At 58.5% G+C, this 16,739-nt stretch carries 17 protein-coding genes and 1 riboswitch; of the genes, 11 read left to right on the forward strand and 6 right to left on the reverse strand.

What is annotated here, in order from left to right:
- Positions 1 to 45: 45 nt before the first annotated feature.
- From I6L49_RS01480 to I6L49_RS01495, 4 genes are all read left to right on the forward strand, one after another.
- Positions 46 to 699 carry a transcriptional regulator gene (locus I6L49_RS01480; protein WP_005334376.1) on the forward strand — a complete coding sequence of 218 codons (654 nt, stop codon included), beginning with the start codon at positions 46 to 48 and terminating at the stop codon, positions 697 to 699.
- Between the two features lie 153 nt (positions 700 to 852).
- Entirely contained in the window at positions 853 to 1,440 is a 588-nt protein-coding gene (locus tag I6L49_RS01485; protein WP_216950438.1) for a histidine phosphatase family protein, read from the forward strand.
- Positions 1,441 to 1,590: 150 nt separating this feature from the next.
- Positions 1,591 to 2,784 carry an enoyl-ACP reductase FabV gene (fabV, locus tag I6L49_RS01490; RefSeq protein WP_216950439.1) on the forward strand — a complete coding sequence of 398 codons (1,194 nt, stop codon included), beginning with the start codon at positions 1,591 to 1,593 and terminating at the stop codon, positions 2,782 to 2,784.
- A gap of 162 nt (positions 2,785 to 2,946) precedes the next feature.
- A complete protein-coding gene (locus I6L49_RS01495) occupies positions 2,947 to 4,422 on the forward strand; it encodes a YfcC family protein (protein WP_216950440.1) in 1,476 nt (491 codons plus the stop codon).
- A 63-nt stretch (positions 4,423 to 4,485) separates the two neighbouring features.
- Here I6L49_RS01495 and I6L49_RS01500 read toward each other — a convergent pair whose 3' ends face one another.
- Positions 4,486 to 5,700 (reverse strand): pyridoxal phosphate-dependent aminotransferase, encoded by a 1,215-nt coding sequence (locus I6L49_RS01500; protein ID WP_216950441.1) that lies wholly within the window; start codon positions 5,698 to 5,700, stop codon positions 4,486 to 4,488.
- Between the two features lie 381 nt (positions 5,701 to 6,081).
- On the opposite strand from I6L49_RS01500, the gene I6L49_RS01505 reads away from it, so the two are divergent.
- Both I6L49_RS01505 and aqpZ read left to right on the forward strand, forming a co-directional pair.
- Complete coding sequence (locus I6L49_RS01505; RefSeq protein WP_005334366.1) at positions 6,082 to 6,294, forward strand: DUF1653 domain-containing protein; 213 nt, start codon at positions 6,082 to 6,084, stop codon at positions 6,292 to 6,294.
- Between the two features lie 270 nt (positions 6,295 to 6,564).
- Positions 6,565 to 7,254 (forward strand): aquaporin Z, encoded by a 690-nt coding sequence (gene aqpZ, locus I6L49_RS01510; RefSeq protein WP_216950442.1) that lies wholly within the window; start codon positions 6,565 to 6,567, stop codon positions 7,252 to 7,254.
- Between the two features lie 92 nt (positions 7,255 to 7,346).
- Here aqpZ and I6L49_RS01515 read toward each other — a convergent pair whose 3' ends face one another.
- Positions 7,347 to 8,084: a lytic transglycosylase domain-containing protein gene (locus tag I6L49_RS01515; protein WP_184233402.1), complete on the reverse strand. Its 738-nt coding sequence runs from the start codon at positions 8,082 to 8,084 to the stop codon at positions 7,347 to 7,349.
- A 340-nt stretch (positions 8,085 to 8,424) separates the two neighbouring features.
- Here I6L49_RS01515 and I6L49_RS01520 point away from each other — a divergent pair, with 340 nt between their 5' ends.
- Positions 8,425 to 8,865, forward strand: coding sequence for a GNAT family N-acetyltransferase (locus I6L49_RS01520; protein ID WP_041980377.1), 441 nt, complete (start codon positions 8,425 to 8,427; stop codon positions 8,863 to 8,865).
- A gap of 5 nt (positions 8,866 to 8,870) precedes the next feature.
- Here the strand turns inward: I6L49_RS01520 and I6L49_RS01525 are convergent, their stop codons facing one another.
- Entirely contained in the window at positions 8,871 to 9,413 is a 543-nt protein-coding gene (locus I6L49_RS01525; RefSeq protein ID WP_216950443.1) for a DUF1439 domain-containing protein, read from the reverse strand.
- Between the two features lie 97 nt (positions 9,414 to 9,510).
- Between I6L49_RS01525 and cls the strand changes: the two genes are divergently transcribed.
- Positions 9,511 to 10,992, forward strand: a complete 1,482-nt coding sequence (gene cls, locus I6L49_RS01530; protein ID WP_005361740.1) for a cardiolipin synthase — start codon at positions 9,511 to 9,513, stop codon at positions 10,990 to 10,992.
- A gap of 107 nt (positions 10,993 to 11,099) precedes the next feature.
- A complete protein-coding gene (locus I6L49_RS01535) occupies positions 11,100 to 12,362 on the forward strand; it encodes a DUF945 family protein (RefSeq protein ID WP_158109400.1) in 1,263 nt (420 codons plus the stop codon).
- A gap of 79 nt (positions 12,363 to 12,441) precedes the next feature.
- Here the strand turns inward: I6L49_RS01535 and purU are convergent, their stop codons facing one another.
- Positions 12,442 to 13,278, reverse strand: a complete 837-nt coding sequence (purU, locus tag I6L49_RS01540; RefSeq protein ID WP_158109399.1) for a formyltetrahydrofolate deformylase — start codon at positions 13,276 to 13,278, stop codon at positions 12,442 to 12,444.
- A 259-nt stretch (positions 13,279 to 13,537) separates the two neighbouring features.
- A riboswitch (FMN riboswitch) is annotated at positions 13,538 to 13,694 on the forward strand.
- 104 nt (positions 13,695 to 13,798) lie between these two features.
- Here purU and ribB point away from each other — a divergent pair.
- Together ribB and I6L49_RS01550 are read left to right on the forward strand one after the other, a co-directional pair.
- Positions 13,799 to 14,452: a 3,4-dihydroxy-2-butanone-4-phosphate synthase gene (ribB, locus tag I6L49_RS01545; protein WP_158109398.1), complete on the forward strand. Its 654-nt coding sequence runs from the start codon at positions 13,799 to 13,801 to the stop codon at positions 14,450 to 14,452.
- A 225-nt stretch (positions 14,453 to 14,677) separates the two neighbouring features.
- Positions 14,678 to 14,920, forward strand: a complete 243-nt coding sequence (locus I6L49_RS01550; protein ID WP_005334342.1) for an Lpp/OprI family alanine-zipper lipoprotein — start codon at positions 14,678 to 14,680, stop codon at positions 14,918 to 14,920.
- Positions 14,921 to 15,092: 172 nt separating this feature from the next.
- On the opposite strand, the gene I6L49_RS01555 is transcribed toward I6L49_RS01550, so the two are convergent.
- Together I6L49_RS01555 and I6L49_RS01560 are read right to left on the reverse strand one after the other, a co-directional pair.
- Entirely contained in the window at positions 15,093 to 15,941 is an 849-nt protein-coding gene (locus I6L49_RS01555) for a tetratricopeptide repeat protein (protein ID WP_216950444.1), read from the reverse strand.
- Positions 15,938 to 16,660: a 4'-phosphopantetheinyl transferase superfamily protein gene (locus I6L49_RS01560; protein WP_216950445.1), complete on the reverse strand. Its 723-nt coding sequence runs from the start codon at positions 16,658 to 16,660 to the stop codon at positions 15,938 to 15,940. Before I6L49_RS01560 ends, I6L49_RS01555 begins: the two co-directional genes overlap by 4 nt.
- Between the last annotated feature and the right edge of the window lie 79 nt (positions 16,661 to 16,739).

The raw sequence follows: 16,739 nt of genomic DNA on the forward strand, positions 1-16,739 counted from the left end.
CCGGCGCCCATTGTCCGGCAGCAACCCTTGCAAGAAGGTCCCATTGTGAAGCTGCAAGAGTTGAGTCCGAGCGATTTTGAGATCCTCAAGTCGATGGAGAACATAGTGGATGGCATCGCCGCCATGTATGGTCAGCACACTGAAGTGCTGCTCCACAGTCTGGATGCGCGCAATCCCTCGATCGTCAAGATTGCCAACGGCCATATCACCGGCCGCAGTGTCGGCGCCCCCATCACCAACCTGGCGATGATGAAGCTCAAGAGCGGGCAGGATATCTCCAGCCCCTACATGACCAAGTGTGCCACCGGCAAGACCCTGCGCTCCATCACTACCGTGATCCGCAACGGGGAGCACAGAGCCATCGGGTTGCTCTGTATCAACAGCGACATGGATGCCCCGTTGCAATCCGTGCTGCGCACCATGATGCCGGAGTGCATGCATCCCCACGAGAGTCATGCCACCCCGGAGGTGTTCGCCCGCAACATCGACGAAGCGCTCAACAGCACCATCGACACCGTCAGTGCCGAGGTGCGTGGCAACGAGGCGGTGCCCCCGTCCCAGAAGACCCGGGTCATCGTCAACCAGCTGCACGACATGGGGATCTTCGAGTTAAAGGACAGTGCCCAGATCGCCGCGCGCCAGCTCGGCATCTCGGTCCACTCCATCTACCGCTATCTGCGGGAGATCAAGAAGGGCTGAGCCGGTTTAATCTGGCCAAATTGGCAGCAAACGGGTCAGCCCTGACCCGTTTTTTACGCCCGTTTTGGCCTCTCTGTTTGGGCCATCCCCCAGGCTCATCTGCTATCATCGTCCCCTTCATTTTTCTATCTCTCTGAACGTGCTGGAGAAACCATGTCCCGACTCATCTATCTGCTGCGCCACGGCCAGACCCGCTTCAATGCCGAGCAGCGTCTGCAGGGGCGTTGCAACTCCGAGCTGACCGACAAGGGTGAGGCGCAAGCCATCGCCATGGGGCGGCGGCTTGCTGGCGAACTGGCGGATCCCGCCCGCTGGATCGTCTATGCCAGCCCGCTTGGCCGTGCCCGTCAGACTGCACTGCTGGTGTGCGAGCAACTGGGGTTGGCGGCAGAGCGCATCGTCTGGGACGACCGGTTAATGGAGCTGGGGATGGGGGAGTGGGAGAGCTGCCAGATCCCGGCGCTGCGTCTTGCCCACCCCGAACTCGATACCGGCAAAGGGGACTGGTATCTGCAGGCACCGGGGGCCGAGAGCTTCGAGAGCATTCAGCGCCGGGCACACCAGTGGTTGCAGGATCCAGCCATCGCCGAGCGGGCCATCGTTATCTCCCACGGCCTGCTCGGTGCCATGCTGCGTGGCGTCTATGCCGATCTCGACTATGAGGCGACCTGGTCACAGGAGTTGCCCCAAGATGCCTTCTATAAGCTGCAGGATGGCCACATCACCCGCATTGCCTGCTAATTGCCGTGAGGTGGCACCATGGCATGGACCATGATTGCCACCTTCGGATGCCCATTTTTGCCGCAGTTCAACACATCAGAGCACCTTATCGCGGCAAGATGAGGTATCTTATGCCCCGATTTCATCCATTAAACGGATCCGAGACCCCATATGATCATCAAACCCAAGGTTCGCGGCTTTATCTGCACCACCACTCATCCGGTCGGTTGTGAAGCCAATGTTCGTCGCCAGATCGCTTATACCAAGGCCAAGGGCACCATCGAGAATGGTCCCAAGAAGGTGCTGGTGATCGGCGCTTCCACCGGTTATGGCCTGGCCTCCCGGATTGCGGCTGCCTTCGGTAGCGGCGCCGCCACCCTCGGCGTCTTCTTTGAAAAAGCGGGCACCGAGTCCAAGACCGGTACCGCTGGCTGGTACAACTCTGCCGCCTTCGACAAGGCCGCCAAAGAGGCGGGTCTCTACGCCAAGAGCGTCAACGGCGATGCCTTCTCCAACGAGTGCCGCGCCAAGGTGATCGAGCTTATCAAGCAGGATCTGGGTCAGATTGATCTGGTTGTCTACTCCCTGGCCTCTCCGGTGCGCAAGATGCCGGAAACCGGCGAAGTTGTGCGCTCTGCCCTCAAACCGATCGGCGAGGTCTACACCACCACCGCCATCGATACCAATAAGGACCAGATCATCACCGCCACCGTCGAGCCGGCGAACGAGGAAGAGATCCAGAACACCATCACAGTGATGGGCGGTCAGGATTGGGAGCTGTGGATGGCTGCCCTGCGTGATGCCGGTGTGCTGGCTGACGGCGCCAAGTCCGTGGCCTACTCCTACATCGGTACCGATCTGACCTGGCCAATCTACTGGCATGGCACTCTGGGCCGCGCCAAGGAAGATCTGGACCGCGCCGCCGCCGCCATCCGTAGCGATCTGGCTGCCAACGGCGGCACCGCTCACGTGGCCGTGCTCAAATCCGTGGTGACCCAGGCCTCTTCCGCCATTCCGGTGATGCCGCTCTATATCTCCATGGCTTTCAAGATCATGAAGGAGAAGGGCATTCACGAGGGCTGCATGGAGCAGGTAGATCGCATGATGCGCACCCGTCTCTACGCGTCTGACATGGCGCTGGACGAGCAGGCTCGCATCCGCATGGATGACTGGGAACTGCGTGAAGATGTGCAGCAGACCTGCCGCGACCTGTGGCCATCCATCACCAGCGAAAACCTCTCCGAATTGACTGATTACACCGGTTACAAGCAGGAGTTCCTGCGCCTGTTCGGTTTTGGTCTGGACGAGGTCGATTACGATGCGGATGTGAATCCGGATGTGAAATTCGACGTGGTCGAGCTCTGAGTCTGACTCAAGTGAAAACAGGGCCCCGCGGGGCCCTGTTTTTTTGGCAAAAATCCCGCTAATTTGCGGAATTTTATTATCAGCGATCACCTTTTCCCCATATCAAACCCGCTAGTCTTGCGCTGATCGGATCACAGACGGCATTGCCGAGGAACGGAAGCTATGACCACTCCAAACGAGGCGCCCAAGAAGCGCCAACTTCCCACTGTCTATACCCTGCTTTTTATTATCATCGCCCTGATGGCCGCCCTGACCTGGGTGCTGCCAGCGGGCAAATATGACTATGTCACCGCCAAGACCCAGCAGCCGGTTGCGGCAGCGGCCGTGGCCGATTACAGCGGCGACGAGCGGCTGTTGCCTGTACCCGGCAGCTACACCGAGTTACCCGCCCACCCGCAAGGGGTATTCGAGGTGCTCAAGGCCCCCATTCAGGGCTTTCACAAGGCGGCCGACGTGGCGCTATTCGTGCTCATCATCGGTGGTTTTCTCGCGGTGACCATGCAAAGCGGTGCGCTCGATGCCGGGGTGGGGGCCATTGTGCGCGGCTTTGCCGGCCGTGAGCGGCTGCTAATTCCTGTGTTGATCGCCCTGTTTGCCCTCGGCGGCTCCACTTTCGGCATGGCGGAGGAGACGGTGGCCTTCTGGGCGCTGATCGTGCCGGTGATGATGGCGGCCGGCTTCGATCGCATGGTGGCGGCGGGGATCATCCTGCTCGGCTCCGGGGTCGGGGTGCTCGCCTCAACCGTCAACCCGTTTGCTACCGGTATCGCCTCCGGTTTTGCCGGCATTCCCATCGGTGAGGGGATTGGCCTTAGGGTCATCCAGTGGCTGCTGCTGGTGATCTTTGCCTCCTGGTTCGTGATGCGCTACGCCAAGCAGGTGCAACAGGACAAGTCTCGCTCCGTGCTGGCCGATATCGTCTATGACGACGAGTTCTCCCAGATGAAGAGCGGCAACCTCGCCTTCACCGGCAAGCAGAAGCTCACCATGCTGGTCTTCTTCGGCACCTTCCTGCTGATGATCTATGCGGTGGTGCCCTGGTCCGATTTGGGGATCAACGTGCTGCCCACCTTTGGCTGGTGGTTTGACGAGCTATCCACCCTGTTCTTCAGCGCCTCCATTCTGATCGCGCTAATCAACCGGATGCCGGAATCCAACTATGTGGCCACCTTCCTGAGCGGCGCTCGGGATCTTATCGGGGTGGCGCTGGTGGTGGCGGTGGCGCGCGGCATCTATGTGGTGATGGAGCAGGGCGTCATCATCGACACCATTTTGCACTGGGCTGAAGGGCTGGTGAGCGGACTCTCCTCGTCGGTCTTCATCCTGATGGCCTATCTGGTGCACATCATCCTGAGCTTCTTCATCCCCTCCACCTCGGGGCTGGCGACCGTCTCCATGCCGCTGATGGGGCCGCTGGCGGACTTCTCCGGCATCTCCCGGGATCTGGTGATCACCGCCTATCAGTCCGCCTCCGGCTGGATCAACCTGTTCGCCCCTACCGCCGCCCATCTGGTGGCAGGTCTGGCCCTCGCCAAGATCCCCTACGATCGCTTCGTGCGCTGGGTGCTGCCCTTTATCATCGGCGTAGCCCTCATCACCATGGCGGTGCTGGTAGCCGGTGCCCTGCTGCACGGCTGATGGCACGGATAAAACCACAGATAACAAAAAGGCTCCCGCGGGAGCCTTTTTCATGAGCTTTGCTTACTGCTTGTAGCCCTTGAGGAAGCGGGCGAGGCGGCCGATGGCATCTTCCAGCTCCTCTTCGCGGGGCAGGAACACCAGCCGGAAGTGATCCGGCGCCGGCCAGTTGAAACCGGTGCCTTGCACCAGCAGCAGCTTCTCCTGCTGCAGCAGGTCGAACACCATCTTCTGATCGTCGCGGATGTCATACACCTTGGGGTCGAGGCGCGGGAACATGTAGAGCGCTCCCTTGGGTTTGACGCAGTAAACCCCGGGGATCTCGTTCAAGAGCTCCCACGCCTTATCCCGCTGCTTGCGCAGGCGGCCGCCCGGCAGGATCAGCTCGTTGATGCTCTGGTAGCCGCCAAGCGCAGTCTGGATGGCGTGCTGCATCGGCACGTTGGCGCACAGTCGCATGGAGGCCAGCATCTCCAGCCCTTCAATGTAACCGCGGGCACGGCCTTTTGGACCGGTGATGACCATCCAGCCCTGACGGAAGCCGCAGGCACGGTAGGCCTTGGAGAGGCCGTTGAAGGTCACCACCATCACATCGTCACACAGGGTGCAGACGCTGGTGTGGGAGATATCGTCGTAGAGGATCTTGTCGTAGATCTCGTCGGCGAAGATGATGAGGTTGTGCTGGCGGGCAATCTCGATCACCTCCAGCAGGAACTCGCTGCCGTAGACGGCTCCGGTCGGATTGTTGGGGTTGATCAGCACCAGGCCGCGAGTGCGCGGGGTGATGCGAGCGCGGATGTCGTCGAGATCCGGATACCAGTCAGCTCCTTCATCGCAGCGGTAGTGCACCGCATGGCCACCGGAGAGAGTGACGGCGGCGGTCCAGAGCGGGTAGTCGGGGGAGGGTACCAGCATCTCGTCGCCATTGTTGAGCAGCGCCTGCATCGCCATCACGATCAGCTCGCTGGCGCCATTGCCAATGTAGATGTCGTCGATATCGACCTTGCGCATCCCTTTTTGCTGGTAGTACTGCATCACCGCTTTACGGGCAGAGAAGAGCCCCTTGGAGTCGCAGTAGCCCTGGCTCAGCGGCATGTTGAGGATCACATCCTTGATGATCTCTTCCGGCGCATCAAAGCCGAACGGGGCCGGGTTGCCGATGTTGAGCTTGAGAATGCGGTGGCCTTCGTCTTCGAGACGGCGAGCCTCTTTATGCACCGGGCCGCGGATGTCATAGCAGACATCGTCGAGCTTGTGCGACTTGTCGATTGTGAACATGGTGAGTGTGATTCCTTCCCCACAGGGACGCGTTGGCGAAAAAGGCGATTTTTAGTATCAAATTTCTTTTCCCCTATTCTTCACAGAATTGAATGCTAGAACAATCCTCTTTTTAGAAGAATTCCCTGATTTTTAGCCCTAAAACAGGGTTGCTAGAACGTTAAATTCAGCACGATCTTTGGTGCTAACCAAGGTTAACTAGTGAAACATGGGGAACCAATTAACAAAGCTGCCTGACTGTGTTGCAATATCCGGATCCTGTGGCACGATTGGCTTGTGCAAAAAATCGTCTTCATCCCCCTTTTCGATGAGTTGAATGACACTCATGGTGTCATCTTTATGTGGTTCGCTCATCGGCGTTCACTTCTGCGAGGTTTTCCCATGCAAGCACCCGTTCCTGGCCGCTATCGCCACTTCAAGGGGGGTTACTATCAAGTGCTTGCCCTGGCTCTGCACACTGAAACCCAGGAGCAGCTGGTCATTTATCAATCCGAGCAGGATGGTCAGGTCTATGCCCGCCCCGTCGCCATGTTTATGGAATGGATTGAGCATCAGGGGCAGGTTGTCAGCCGTTTTGCCCCAGCAGGAGACTGACCACGCCTCCGTTTATATCGTTCAAGGGATGAGCACTCGAGCTAAACGGTGTCACAAGTTGTCGCATGACGCCCTTGGGTATGAGATGTGCAGCCAGCTGTCTTAATGATAAATCCCTTATCTAATCAACTAATTGTGACGAACATCACATTCAGTGAGCTCTGCCTGCCGGGTTCGCAATCTGGACTCACACTCCCATAATGCTGCGCTTGTTCAAGCATGGGCCCTTCTCGGGTCTTGTTCGGTGTTATCTCAAATGGGAGAAATAATGTGAAACCTGTTGCTGCTGAGTTTATGGGCACTTTCTGGCTGGTATTGGGCGGGTGCGGCAGTGCCGTGCTGGCTGCTGCCTTCCCTCACGTCGGGATTGGTCTGCTGGGGGTCTCGCTGGCTTTCGGTCTGACCGTGCTGACCATGGCGTTTGCCATCGGCCATATCTCCGGTTGCCACCTCAATCCGGCCGTGACCGTCGGTCTGTGGGCGGGTGGTCGTTTTCCGGCATCCGGTGTACTGCCTTATATCGTGGCGCAAGTGTTGGGTGGCATTGCCGCTGCTGCCGTGCTTTACGTGATTGCCAGCGGTCAGGCCGGGTTTGATCTCTCTGCCGGTTTTGCTTCCAACGGCTACGGTGAGCACTCTCCGGGTGGTTACAGTCTGACTGCCGCACTCGTATGCGAAATGGTGATGACCGGTTTCTTCCTGTTCGTCATCATGGGCGCCACCGATAGCCGTGCGCCTGTCGGTTTCGCGCCGATCGCCATCGGTCTGTGCCTGACCCTGATCCACCTCGTCAGCATTCCGGTGACCAATACCTCGGTCAACCCGGCTCGCAGTACCGGTGTTGCGCTGTTTGTCGGTGACTGGGCTATCAGCCAGCTGTGGCTGTTCTGGGTTGCCCCGATTGTCGGTGCCATTCTGGGTGCGCTGGCTTATCGCCTGGTGGCGACTGAGCAGAAGTAATCATTTGCGAAACAAAGTGTGGTATCGACACGCCTGCGGGCGTGTTTTTTGTTTCTGGAGGGGCGAGAAAAGAGCATTAACCGAGGCTAACCTCAGAGCCCTTTGGCCTGCAGCATCTCTTTGTAGCGCAGGTGGAGGAGCTGGACGCGCTCCACATAGGCACGGGTTTCCGCATAGGGCGGGATGCCGCCATGTTTTTGTACGGCGCCCGCGCCGGCGTTGTAGGCCGCGGTCGCCAGCGCCACGTTGCCATCATACTGCTTGAGCAGTCCCGCCAGGTATTTCACCCCGCCGAAGATATTCTGCTCCGCCAGCAAGGCATTGCCGACCCCCAACTCCCGCGCCGTGGCGGGCATCAGCTGGGTCAGCCCCATCGCCCCCTTGCGGGAGACCGCCAGCGGATTGAAAGCCGATTCCGCATGGATCAGCGCCCGGATCAGCGCCGGCTCAACTTGATAGGTTTTGGCGGCCGCCTTGATGGTGCTGGCATAGTCATAGAGAAACAGCCCTGTGGTTTGCCAGTTGACGCTGGATTTGGGATCGCAGGCGAAGCAGTCGTTGAACAGCAGCAGCTCGTAATGGCCCTGTTCGGGCGCCATGTCGGAGTAGCGAACCACCCCGTTCTGTTGCACCGATTTATAGACCTGGATCTGCTTCTTGCCGTTGGTGGCGACTGCTGTCGTTTGAGCGGTGTCGGGTTGTGGGACTGGTGTGGCATCTTTGCTCGGACGCAAGGGGGAGGGAGCTGCGGTCAGGAAGATCACCTCCGCGGGAGGGGGAGTCTGACTCCATCCGCTCAGGGGGATCAACAACATATGGCCTGCCAGCATCCATGCTTTCAACCCTGATACTCCTTCTTGTGATGACCATGTTGAGTAAAGCATCATGACGAGGGCAGAACAAGCGGCCAACAGGGGGCAAATGATCCGATTCGGTGACCGGGATCAAAGTATCCGCCGCAATAAAGGATTGTCATCATAAAGCACAGTTTTGGCAGTCGGGCGGTGGGTCATGGCCTCTTCCACCGGGTAAGCAAGCTGCCCACGACGTCCGCTTTTTTGTTGACGAAAGGCATGCTATCGTGCTGGCGTCATGTGGTCGGATTAGCGCACCGTATCTGGCACTAATAACTGATTATCAAAGGATTTGTCTGTGACAAGCAAGCTGGCGATGGAACTCACTTTCGAAGAGTACTGCGACGCCGACCTCTCCCTTATCAGGGACTATTACGAGACGACGTTTTCCCACTATGTGCCGGATCTGGCCGAGCGGATCTTTGTCGTGCGTGATGCTCACTGGCTGGTGGGGGCGGTACGGTTGCGGGACGAGGAGGAGTTTTACCATCTGTGTGGCTTTCGCCTGTTGCCCCACTACCAGTCGCTGGGATTGGGGTCACGGCTGCTGCAGCACGCCTGTCACGGTCTGTTGGACAAACCTGTGGTCTGTCAGGCGCTGCCCTTCGAGAAGCCTTTCTATCTCAAAGCCGGGTTTGCCGATATGCCCCTCAATCAATTGAGCGGGTCGCTTTTCTCCCTCTACGAGCGGCAGCAGCAGCAGGGTTATCAGGTGGAGCTGCTGGTACGGGATACCACCCAGCCCCTCCTGAATTGAGCGGTTTAGCGGGGTTTGGTCAGCAGGTGGATCTTGCCCGGTGACAGCTCCAGCCCCAGCAGATTCTCTTTCAGCCAGGCCTGATCCGGATCCTTGTCATTGAGTTTGTAGACCGGTTTGGTCTCGAGCCGCTTCTCCGTGCTCTGCAGTAGCATGTTGAGCATCAGCCCGAACTTCTTCTCGGCCGCATCCGGCTCCAGCTTGTACTCCACCAGCTTCATGTTATCGAGAAACAGCGCGCTCTGGCTCTTGTCATAGCGGGGTCTCGCCTCATAGGTCATCTGCAGGCGTGCGTCATATTCAGTATTGTCTGGCAGGGCGATTTTGAGCTTGCCCTTGCCATAGACCCGGGCGGTATCGGGGCGTTGGCGACCGATCTGGACGTCGCTCTGCTCAAGCGTCACATGGGCCTTGATGATGCCCGGCAGCTCCAGCTGTTTGTCGACTTGCACCTGAGATTGCAGGTACTGGTTTATCTGTTGCTCATTGATGTCATATGAGCCTTGGCCTAGCATGGCCAGGCTGAGCAGCATAGATTGCAGGATCATGCGTGCGACCTGATAGAATGGATTTGCCTTACAGCATACCATCCCGGCCGGTTGGGGTCTGCCCACCGCGCTGTTTGTCGATTAGAAGGAGTCCCCGTTGTTTAACGGTCTGGAACACGATCTTCAACTGCTGTTTTCCCGTTTTCTGGGTTGGCTGCTACTGCTTTTTCATACCGTGATTGTCACCGGTGTGTCGTTTCGGGTTGTGATGAAACGCCGTCCCATCGGAGTGTCGCTGGCCTGGCTGGCGCTGATTTATGCCATTCCGTTTGCCGGGGTGGGCTTCTATGTGCTGTTTGGTGAAATAAAGCTGGGGCGGCGCCGTGCCGAGCGCGCCCAGGCCATGTATCGCCCTTATGCCATCTGGATCCGGCAACTGGCCCGTCTGTTCCCGCAGCACTGCTGCGAAGTGGGCGCCAAGGCACAGCCGCTGCACGATCTGATCCAGGGAAGGCTCGCCATGCCGATGCTCTCCGGCAACCGCATGACCTTGCTCAACAAGCCGGACTGGATCTTGCGCGAGATTGCCCAGGATATCCGTCGCTCGACGCTCTCCTGCTATCTGGAGTTCTATATCTGGCATCCGGGCGGCGATGCCGACGAGGTGTGCGAGGCGCTGATTGAAGTGGCGCAACGCGGCGTGGATTGTCGCTTGCTGCTCGATTCGGTGGGCAGTAAGCAGTTCTTCCGCTCCCATTGGCCCAAAAAGCTGCGCAAGGCGGGGGTCAAGCTGGTGGAGGTGCTGCCGGTCGGCGCCTGGCGCATTCTGTTCCAGCGTCAGGATCTGCGGATGCACCGCAAGCTGGTGGTGATTGATGACAGGGTGGGTTACACCGGCTCCATGAACATGGTGGATCCCCGTTTCTTCAAACAGGATGCCGGGGTCGGCCAGTGGGTCGACATCATGATCCGGGTGCAGGGGCCCATGGTGCCGCTGATGTGGTCGATCTTCGTCTGGGACTGGGAGATGGAGACCGGCGAGCGGCTGCTCGACAGTCTGCAGCATGAGCCGGAAGCCTGGCCCCAGACCAACTACCGCGCCCAGCTGATCCCGTCCGGCCCCTTCGTCGGCGGCGACTGCATCCAGCAGAGCCTGCTGCTGGCCATCTATCAGGCGCGCAGCCATCTGGTGCTTACGACCCCTTACTTTGTGCCCGACGATCCGCTGGCGGCCGCACTCAGTTCGGCAGCGGCGCGCGGAGTGCAGGTGCAGCTGGTGTTGCCGGCACGCAATGACTCCATCATGGCCAATTACGCCTGCAACGCCTTTATGGAGGAGCTGCTGGCGGCCGGGGTGGAGATCTACCGCTACGATGCCGGTCTGCTCCATACCAAGAGCGTGCTGGTGGATGATGACTTCGCGCTGGTGGGGACGGTCAATCTGGATCGGCGCAGCCTCTGGCTCAACTTCGAGGTGACCCTGCTGGTGGACAACCCCTCGTTCGTGGCCCAGATGACCCGGCTGGTACAGGGCTATATGGCGGAAGCCACCCCGATGACCCTGGCCCAATGGCAGGCCCGCCCCTGGTACAAGAAGGCGATGGAGAACATCTTCTATCTCTTCAGCCCCTTGCTGTGATGTTGTGGCGAGCCGCAAGAAAGTGGACTCGCCATCTGATTGGACTTGCCTAGCCCCGAGTCCGCCCCGTAGAGTGCAGTGACAACTCTCTGGAGACACATGGATATATGAAAAAGATAGTGGCCCTCGCCGTGGGTGCGGCACTGGTAGGTGGTGGTCTGGCTGCGTGCTGGTACACGGGCAACAGCTTCGACAACATCATGGCGGAACAGATCGCCAAGGTGGAGAAAGAGAGCGGGCTCGACATGCAGTGGCAGCCGGGCAGCAGCAACCTCTTCACCCGTGACGGGATCCTGAAGGTCGTGGTGACACCGGAGGAGCTGGCTGCCATCGACAGCGAGCTGGAGGGCAGTCAGCCCATCGAGTTGCAACTGGTGGTCAAGAGCCAGATCCTGCCGCTCTACATCAAGAGCCACTTCCTGCTCGATACCCATAATGGCACGCTAGCGCCGGTTTTCACCGCACTGGGCATGGAGCAGTGGGAACTCGGTCTGGAGTCGGTCACCAGTCTCTGGACCCAGGGTAACAGCAGCCGTTTTTGGGCCAATGAATTCAAGATCAAACAGGGGTTGGACGAGTTCAGCTTCCTGCCCCTGAGCGGCGAGTTCCACGGCAATCTGGAGGGGAATGGTCACCTCACTATGACCTGGCAGGGGATGACGGTCCATGAAGAGCAGAGCAAGATGGACTTGGTGCTGGCCGATCTGAAAGGGAGTGCCGACATTGCCGAGATCAGCGGTGTGCTCCTCTCGCCCCAGAGCGAGATGACCCTCTCGGCCCTCACGGTACAACTGCCTGACAGCGTCAAGGTCGCCCTGCAGGGGATGACCACCGAGACTCAGCTGACCGGTGATGATGCCCAGACCCTCTCCAGCAGCTATCAGATGAAAATTGCCAAGCTGGATCTGGAGAACGAGACTGACACCCTGGCGGTGACCGACAGCAAGTTGGCGCTCAACCTCAACGGTCTGGATCTGGAAGGGTATCAGGGGCTGCAGGCAGCCGGTGGCAAGGGAGTTGAAGATGCCGCCATCCAGCAGGCGCTGGACAAGATGCTCAAACGTGGTGCGACCCTGGAGCTGGCCGATCTCAGCGCCAAGCTCAACGGTGAGGCGGTGGCCATGAAGGGGGACGTGAAGCTGGCCTCTACCTCGCTGGAGCAGCTGTTCAACAGCGACGCGGGGATGCAGGCTCTCTCCGGCGTGCTGCATGCCAGCCTCAGCGACAAGTTGGGCAAGGCGGTGCCGCAACTGGCCCCCATGCTCGATCAGCTGACCCTAATGGGTTATCTGAAGGCCGACAAGCAAGCGCTGACCTCCGAGCTGAAGCTGGAGAAGGGCGCGGTGACGGTAAACGATCTGCCGCTCTGACACTCGGCGCAGAAACAACAACGGCTCCCGCGGGAGCCGTTGTTGTTTCTGGCGTTTGCATACGTGCCGTGTGGGCGGATTACTTGAAGACCACCGTCTTGTTGCCGTAGACGAACACCCGCTCGTTCAATACCAGCTCCAGCGCGCGGCTCAGCACCGATTTCTCCACATCCCGACCCGCCTTGGCCATGTCGTCAGCACTGAAGGCGTGACCGACGTGGATCACGTCCTGTTCGACGATGGGGCCTTCATCCAGATCGTCGGTCACGAAGTGGGCGGTGGCGCCGATCAGCTTTACGCCACGGTCGAACGCTTGCCGGTAGGGGCGGGCACCGATGAAGGCGGGCAGGAAGGAGTGGTGGATGTTGAGGATCTTGCGCGGATAGGCCTCGACGAAGCTCGGGGTCAGCACCCGCATGTACTTGGCCAGGATCACATAGTCAGGCTCATAGCTGTCGATGATGGCGCGTACCTGCTCTTCATGTTCGGTCCGGCTCAGATCCTCGTGACTGACGGTGTGGAACGGGATATCGAACTTGCCGGTGAGCTCGGCCAGGGTATCGTAGTTGCCGATCACCGCAACGATATCCATATCCAACGCGCCCGCGTAGTTCTTCATCAGAATATCGCCGAGGCAGTGAGTCTCTTTGGTCACCAGGATGACGATGCGCTTCTTGCCCGCCTTGACCAGACGGCGCTGGGCACCGATGGGCAGGGCATCATCGAGGTCGGCCAGCAGGGTCTCGTCGTTGAAGCGCCCCTCCAGCTCGGTACGCATAAAGAAGCGGCCATTCTCGTGATCCACAAACTCATCGTTCTTGATGATGTTGAGCTGGTGCTTGTAGCAGATGTTGGTGATCTTGGCGATGAGCCCTTTGGCATCCGGGCAATCCGTGAGCAGTATTTTCTTTTCCATCTCTGTCATTTTCCGTTTGTGGTGTTGGCGCTGCTGTCTGCGCCGGCAGCGTTGTTCAGGCTCTCTTTTCGGGCCCTGTTTTTTTGTTTCGGGAACTATGCCATAAACCGATCCGCGCCATAAAGAAATTCGCCAGTCATAGCCTTTCGCGTTGGCGAGCGGGCCGCAGAGCGGGATACCGGGCGCAATGTTGAAACGCTTTTCAGCCTGCGGGGGATTTTGGCTGGTATCTGCAACCGTTTTTCTTTAGGCTGTCTGAGCTTATTCTCAGGGCGGGGTGCAATTCCCCACCGGCGGTATCCCGATTGACTCGGGGAGCCCGCGAGCGCCCGACTTGGCTGATTGCTAGGTCGGGGTCAGCAGATCCGGTGAGATGCCGGAGCCGACGGTCATAGTCCGGATGAAAGAGGATAAGACAGACCTTGCCGTTTTGGCCCTTGTGGGCTGGCCGCTGCATGCCCGTCTCTGTCTGCCTTTCCATGCCCTGATTCTGGTCCTTGTCTTGTTTAGGAGTTTTACCATGAATCAGTCTCTACTCAGTGAATTCGGTGATCCCGTTGCCCGTGTCGAAGCGGCCCTGTCTGCCTTGCGTGCTGGAGGCGGCGTGCTGGTGGCCGACGATGAAGATCGGGAGAACGAGGGTGACCTCATTTTCGCCGCCGAATCCATGACCAATGAACAGATGGCGCTGATGATCCGCGAGTGCTCCGGTATCGTCTGCCTCTGCCTGCCCGACGAGCGGGTTCGCCAACTCGAACTGCCGATGATGGTGGAGGCCAACTCCAGCCACTACCAGACCGCCTTTACTGTGACCATCGAAGCGGCGCAGGGGGTCACGACCGGTGTCTCGGCGGCTGATCGCATCACCACCATCCGTGCAGCCATCGCAGACGGCGCCAAACCGGGCGATCTGCACCGCCCGGGTCATGTTTTCCCGCTGCGGGCGCGAACCGGTGGGGTGATTACCCGTCGTGGTCATACCGAAGCGACGGTCGATCTGATGCAGCTGGCTGGCCTCAAACCGTTTGGTGTGTTGTGTGAATTGACCAAAGAAGATGGCTCGATGGCGCGTCTGCCAGACCTGGTTGCGTTCGGTCGCAAGCACCAGATGCCGGTGCTGACCATCGAGGATCTGGTGCAATATCGTCAATTGTTGTCAGAACGTACAGCCTGAGCCTCATACGAAATTGTAATAAGGCAAAAATTTGGTTAACCTTTGTCCGTGCCCTCACCACACGGCACTCATTTTTTAGACGAATCTGGACAAAAACTGTTCATTCAAAAAAAAATGAGGGTTTTAATGCATTTATCTGTGGTGGGGACTATGCAAAGTAGGATTTTTTTGTGCCATAATCACGCCGCTTGCTAAACGTCTGGCGAGTTCAAGGGAGCTTTAAAAATGAAAAAATTGTTGTTGGTAGGTGTTGTTGGTCTGTCCGCTCTGCTGGGCGGTTGTGCAAACACCAGCGAACTGGAAACTTCCGTTCAGAATCTGTCTAACAAAGTTGACCAACTGGCTCAAGATGTTAGCGCAGTTCGTGCTGATCAGTCCAAAATCGCTGCTGATGTTGCTGAAGCCAAGCAAGAAGCTATGCGTGCTAACCAGCGCATCGACAACATGGCTACTTCCTACAAGAAGTAATCCATGCGAAAAAAATGGCGCAGTTTTGCGCCATTTTTTTTTGCCTGAAATTCACCGTATGCCCACTATTCCCAGAGCACCTTATTCCCACAATACCTTCTTCGTACTTGACCCATGAGGTCATGCCGGTCTCCCGGCACTCCCCCATCATTACCAGCCAGTTCGATTCCGATCAGTAGAGCAGACTATAGAGTTTGCGACGGTAGCTCTGCGCCGCCGGTGTGCTGCCCATGGTCGCCAGAATATCGAGATAGGTCTTTCTGGCATCGCCGAATGCCAAATCCCGCTTGAGGATCTCCAGCAGCAGTCCCAACGCCTCTTCCTGACGACCAGCCTGGTTGTATTGCACCGCCAGCTCCTGAGTCAGGGAAAAATCATCAGGCTGTTCTGCATGACGGGCTTCCAGCGCGCGCAGCTCCGGGCTGTCTGCCGCTTGCAGGGCCAGCGCCAGCCGTGAGCTCAGGGTATGGAAGTGGCCATCCTGCACCGCCATCGGGATGGTGCCGAGGCGCTCCTGCGCTTCCTCCAGCAGATTGAGGTCGAGCGCAGCTTGAATGAGCCACAGGCTGATGTCGTGACGTTCAGGAGCCAGCTGGTGTGCCTTGGTCAGATGGGCATAGGCGGTGCTGGGCTGCTCGTCAGCCAGTGCCTGTTGCCCCTTGGCCAGCAACTCTTCCTCTTCTTTGGGGGCGAAGGCGGCGAAATACTGGCGCAGGGTGGCTTCATCTTGCGGCCCTTCGATGATCCCCTGTTCGTCAGGGCGACCCTGATGGAACAGCACCAGCGCCGGCAGGGCGCGCAGGCCGAGCTGACTGGCCAGCGGCTGCAGCTGGGGATCGTTCATATCCACCTTGGCTAGGGTGACCTGCTCATTGGCGGGCCCAACCAGTGATTCGATCAGCGGTGTCATCCCCTGGCACTCCGGCATCTGCGGAGCATGGAAATAGATGACGACCGGCTTCTTCATGGACGCATCGATAAGTTCAGCGTGAAAATTCTGGGGAGTAATGTCGACGATCATGAGTTGGACTCTTCAGAAAGGGTGTTGAGTAACATGGGGTTAAGCGAGTGGCAATTCAAGCGCTCATCCAGCCGGTAAAAGGTCACAGGGGCTGCCGCCGCTGCGAGGCTGAGCCAGCCGCTGGCAAAGGGCCAATCCTGTACCTGATAAGAGGTGTCATCGAGCCGGTTGTCGAGTCGCCATCCTTCCTCTGGGAGAAACCGCACCTTCTCCAGTCCCGCCGCTATGCCGCCACCGTGGGCTTTCAGTACCGCCTCCTTGCGCGACCAGAGCCGGTAGAAGGCACTCTCCTGCTCTTGGGCAGGCAGTGCGCAGAGCCACTCATATTCACTCTGTGCATAAAACCGGCGGGCCAGGGGGAGGGGATGATGCCGCCGTTTGCCCAGCTCGATATCCACCCCAAGCGGCCCCTGTGGGCAGAGCGCCAGCACCAGCCAGCTGCCACTGTGGCTCAGATTGAACTGCCAAGCATCATCATGCAGTCGGGGCTTGCCGTGGGGGCCGTTGCAAAATTGCAGACTGGCGGCGGGTTGTTGCAGCCGCTCGGCCAATAGCTGGCGCAGCAGGGCGCGGCTCACCAGATATTCCTGACGCCGTTCAGGATGGGTCATGGCTTGCCAGATATGCAGCTCATCGGTTGACAGCCATTCAGGCAATTGAGCAAGCAGTTCCTGGCATACCCTGGCCGGTTTTAACAAAAAAAGATCGGTTTCGATCATGATTTTTCACTTTAAAAAGGTGCTGAAACAGGGATAAAAGCCAGTTATCTATGAGGCCCAAGGCTCTTTTTGCGATTGT

Source organism: Aeromonas sp. FDAARGOS 1419 (genome assembly GCF_019047045.1).
GTDB classification, from domain to species: Bacteria; Pseudomonadota; Gammaproteobacteria; order Enterobacterales; family Aeromonadaceae; genus Aeromonas; species Aeromonas veronii.